Raw genomic sequence first — 4,180 nt, forward strand, 5'->3', positions numbered from 1 at the left:
CCGCGCCCTTCGCGCCCTCGCGCACCAGGTCCCCCCGCGAGGATGGGCTCGCGCACCAGCTCCGCGCCCCTTCCGCAGCGCCGAGCGTGCGCCCCGGGCAAGCCGCATCCAGCCTGGAGCCTGGGGCCGCCGCTCCGCTTCGGAGGGGGCGCCTCCACTCCAGACCTCCGGGGCCTCCGTGCGCTCGGGAGCCCCCGCCGCGTCCACCGGCTCCGTGAGCGACAGCAGCACCCGCGCCAGCGCGATGCCGTCCGCCATGCAGTGGTGCAGCCGCGCGAGCAGCACGTCCCCGCCCTGCGCGCCGTGCACCAGGTGGAAGTGCCACAGCGGACGCGAGCGCTCCAGCGGCACGCCCATCCAGTCCCCGACGAGCGCCTCCAGCCCCGCGAGCCCCGTCGAGGCCGGCACGCGCAGCGTGGACAGGTGCTCCTCCAGGAGGAAGTCCGGCGCGTCCTCCCAGTGCGGCGCGCCCAGGGGCCCGGGCACCACCCGCTGCCGGAAGCGCGGGTAGCGCTCCACCAGCCGCTCCCGCAGCAGCGTGAGCAGCCGCTCGCGGTCCACGGCGCCGTCGAACCACAGCACCGCGGTGATCATCATCAGGTTCGCGGGCTCCTCCATCTGGAGCCACGCCGCGTCCATGCTCGCCATCCGCTCGCGGCCTGCCATGGCGTCCTTCTCACCCGTGCGCCCCGTGGGGGCAAGGTCCTCCTCAAGGCTTGGGTTGAGGCTCCGGCGCTTCCTGCTTCTCCCGCTCGAACTGGAACGTCTGCCGCGTGGCGTCCGGCACCGTGAGGATGAGCGAGTCCTCCTCGGTGGCGTACTTGAACTCGCCGCCCTTGAACTTGCCGCTGGCCAGGGGCACCACGCGCTCCTTGCCGCACACCGGGCCCACGGCCTGCCCGTCCTGCGTGCGCAGCGCCAGGCGCTCCTCGTCCTTCACCTCCACCCTGCCCCACGCGCGCACGTCCAGCGTGCTGCCGCGCCCCAGCGTCGCGTCATCCAGCTGCGTGCTCAGCACGAAGCACCCCTCGGGCGTCAGCTGGAGCGCCCGCGCGTAGTCGGACCGGGGCTGCACGTCGATGCGCTCCGCCTGCCCCTGGTCCACGTCCGGGATGCTCGCCGCGGACAGCACCCACGTGCCCACCAGCTCCTTGGGGACCGGGGTGCCCCTGGGGGCCTTGTCGCCCTCGCACGGGTGGGCCACCCGCTTCTCCGGGCTCCTGGGCGCGGGCTCGAAGGACTTCTCGCAGGTGCGCCCGCACGACTTCGCCGCGCACGCCGTGTCGTCCGGCGCGCAGGCCGCCTTGCTGGTGCAGGCCTTCAGCCGGTCGAGCGCGTCCTCGCACCCTTCGCGCAAGCACTTGTCGACGCACTCCGCGTCGATGCACTCCGACACGCAGACCCAGTTGGCGCGGCCGCACACACCCGCCACGGTGCGCGGAGCCTGGGCCGCCGCGGGCAGCGCGGCGGCGAAGACGAGGAGCAGGACGAGGAGCCGGTACGGTCGCATGTGGAGTGCAAGCTAGGCAGTGCGCCCACCCGCGGCGACACCCGGAGGCGGCACGGCTGTCCACCGGGCATCACTCCGGGCTCCGGCACTGCCGTCAGGTGAACTGCCACCGCCAGGTGCGCGGGTCGGACGGATTGGGCAGCTCCAGCTCGAAGTCCAGCGTGTCGTAGCGGCAGAACTCGCGGGGCTCCACGCGCAGGAGCGTCATCGCCGTGGTGTTGCGCTCGCGCAGCGGGGACACGTCGAAGGCCAGCTCCGCGTCGAAGGCGACCCTGTAGAACAGGCAGAAGCCGTCCACCCGCCCGTCCTCCTCCACCGGCCGCCGGATGCGCACGCGCGAAGGCAGCGCGTCCGCGCGCATCGTCTCCAGGTCGAACCCGAACGCGGGCTCCGGCTCGCACAGCAGGTGGTCCACCTCGTAGGAGCGGACCAGGCGCGTGAAGTACGACGGGCTCATCGCCTCGCGCAGGGACTGGAGGCAGCGGAAGTCCACGTGGGGCAGGTGCTGCGTCCAGATGAACGGGACGCACGCCTCCTCGCGCAGCTGCACCGGCTCCACGAAGACCTCGAAGCGGTTGGGGAGGATGCGGCCCCCCGGCTTGAGCAGCCGCGAGCGCAAGTCCAGCATCCGCGGCACCAGCCCCGCGTCCAGCAGCGCATCCCCCAGCAGCTCGTGCAGCAGCACGTCCGCCTTCTCCTGCGGCTGGAAGTGCCAGGTGGGCTCGCGCACGAAGGCGATGCGGTCCAGGCCGTTGCGGCGGGCCACCCACTGCGTGGTGTCCAGCAGGCGCGAGTCATCCACCGCGTACAGCTTGCGAGGCTGCTGGTGCGCGGCCAGGAAGGTGCGCAGGCCGGTGCCGGCCTTCACGTCCACCACCACCTGGTTGGGGCGCACGTAGCGCTCCACCGCGCGGCGCCACACCTCCACGCGCTGCGGGTCCGCCAGCACCGAGTCCTGCGGCGAGGGGCTGGACAGGGCCAGGCTGTTGGGCGCGTGCCGCCGGTGAAGGTGGGACACGAGCGGCAGGTGGCTGAGACGCGAGCGCAGGTCCATCAACGCCTGACGTGGCAGGTCGAGCAGGTTCGACATGGCTTCCCCCCGGAAGGCCGTGACGGTCCCGACAAGGACGCGGCCGACGACCCCGCCCCCCGGAACCAGGACTCCGAACGATGCGGGAAATCCGGGGTCCGGCCCAATCCGTCCCCGGGGCCGCCCACTGTCCCCGGGAAGACATCCGCCCCCGCCCCCCGTCCCCGAGCCACCCGGGACCCCTTCCGACAATTCCCTCAAAGCAGACCTGACGGAGGTGTCCGCGTATGACAGTTCGAACGTCCCTCGGGGCCGTCAAGAAACCGGGACCAAAGCGTTTTTCCAGCAAAGCCTCCAGCCCGCGCGGGGCGCGGAGGCCCGACGCCGGTCATGCCCGAGGACGGACCCGGGTCCTGGAAGAGGGGGCGCTGATGCTGCAAGCGATGGAGTCGCGGACACAGTGCGGGGCCGAGTCCATGGGCGCCGGCGGGGCGCGGTGGGAGGCGCGGCCGTGGCGGCGCCAGCTCCAGGACGGGCGGTCGCGCGAGCACCGGGTGGAGAGGTCCGCGCTGGTGGCGGCGCTGCTGGCGGAGGGCTGCGCGGTGGAGGCGGACGTGGCGCGGTTCGCGGGGGCGCTGGAGGACCGGGCGTCGCTGAGCATCGGGCAGGTGCTGCGCTTCGTGGACAGCGTGCGGGTGCGCCTGGCGCTGGCGTGCACGGACGACGAGGTGTTGCAGCTGGCCTGCCTGCGCCGCGACGCGGAGGAGCTGGCGGAGCGGATGATTGACTGGGCCAACACGGGGCGGCTGCCGGCGTAGGGCGGGCGGGGCGCCTTGCGGACGTTGGTGGTGGGCGTCCCGGGTGGGAGCGCCTTGACAGGGGCGGTGGGGCGCTTTCAGGTGGGGGGATGCTCGCCCTCGCTCTTGCCGCCACGCTGGCGGCCGCACCCGCGCCTCGCGTCGCCGCCTCCACGGTGACGGTCCTCCACATCCCCCAGCTCGACCAGGTGCAGGGGTTGAACGCGTTCCTGACCCGGGCGGGGGCGTACTCGCAGATGCTGAGCCCGGCGTCGTGGAGCGGTGAGCTGCACCCCCTGCTGCCGCTCGACCTCTCGAAGCCGGAGGCGATGGAGGCGCTGGGCATCGACGCGGCGGGGCCGCTGTCCGTGTCCATGCGGCAGGACGGCCGCATCGCGTGCACGCGGGTGAAGGACGCGAAGGTGTTCCAGGAAGCGACCGCGAACGTGCTCGCGCGCAACGGCGACGTGAGGGCGGGCACGGTGAAGGGCGTGACGACGCTGCGCGCCCCCAGCGCCACGGGGGGCTTCGGGGGCTACGTCCTCAAGGGCCAGGAGGCCTGCGCCTTCCTGAGCACGGACTCCGACGACGCGCTCCGCAAGGAGGCCGCGAAGCTGGTGGCGCGCAAGGCTCCGGCGGCGGACGCGCGGATGGCCGCGCTGCCGGGCGTGCTGTTCGTGTCCACGAAGGACGGCGTGGTGGCGCTGGACGGCACGGCGACGGGGCTGAAGGTGGAGGGCACGGCGACGAAGCTGCCGCTGCCGCCCTTCCAGGCCCGGGGCACCAGCCCCTACGGCGCCATGGCCCCCGCGGGCCTGCTGTTCGCGCGCGCGCAGGTGGCGC

The 4,180-nt window shown here is 73.5% G+C and carries 4 protein-coding genes and 1 pseudogene; 2 read left to right on the top strand and 3 right to left on the bottom strand.

The genetic code is table 11. From position 1 onward, the window contains the following. From ACLEQD_RS38120 to ACLEQD_RS38130, 3 genes are all read right to left on the bottom strand, one after another. Positions 1–666, bottom strand: a 666-nt coding sequence (locus tag ACLEQD_RS38120; protein ID WP_410390762.1) for a wax ester/triacylglycerol synthase domain-containing protein, incomplete at its 3' end; no start/stop codon positions are given. 43 nt (positions 667–709) lie between these two features. Then, on the bottom strand, positions 710–1,510 hold the full coding sequence (locus tag ACLEQD_RS38125) for a hypothetical protein (RefSeq protein WP_410390763.1): 801 nt from the start codon (positions 1,508–1,510) through the stop codon (positions 710–712). Between the two features lie 94 nt (positions 1,511–1,604). After that, the gene (locus ACLEQD_RS38130; RefSeq protein ID WP_410390764.1) at positions 1,605–2,600 is read right to left on the bottom strand and encodes a class I SAM-dependent methyltransferase; all 996 of its coding nucleotides are present in this window, start codon (positions 2,598–2,600) and stop codon (positions 1,605–1,607) included. A 371-nt stretch (positions 2,601–2,971) separates the two neighbouring features. Between ACLEQD_RS38130 and ACLEQD_RS38135 the strand changes: the two genes are divergently transcribed. Further along, positions 2,972–3,358, top strand: coding sequence for a hypothetical protein (locus ACLEQD_RS38135; protein WP_410390765.1), 387 nt, complete (start codon positions 2,972–2,974; stop codon positions 3,356–3,358). An 89-nt stretch (positions 3,359–3,447) separates the two neighbouring features. Continuing rightward, positions 3,448–4,180 (top strand): annotated as a pseudogene (locus ACLEQD_RS38140) (hypothetical protein); the annotation flags it as partial.

Source organism: Corallococcus sp. 4LFB (genome assembly GCF_046520365.1).
Taxonomy (GTDB): Bacteria; Myxococcota; Myxococcia; order Myxococcales; family Myxococcaceae; genus Corallococcus; species Corallococcus caeni.

Bases quoted from the DNA above. Each gene is read 5' to 3' on its own strand.
- ACLEQD_RS38125 (WP_410390763.1), bottom strand. From the start codon at position 1,510: ATGCGACCGTACCGGCTCCTCGTCCTGCTCCTCGTCTTCGCCGCCGCG.
- ACLEQD_RS38135 (WP_410390765.1), top strand. From the start codon at position 2,972: ATGCTGCAAGCGATGGAGTCGCGGACACAGTGCGGGGCCGAGTCCATG.
- ACLEQD_RS38130 (WP_410390764.1), bottom strand. From the start codon at position 2,600: ATGTCGAACCTGCTCGACCTGCCACGTCAGGCGTTGATGGACCTGCGC.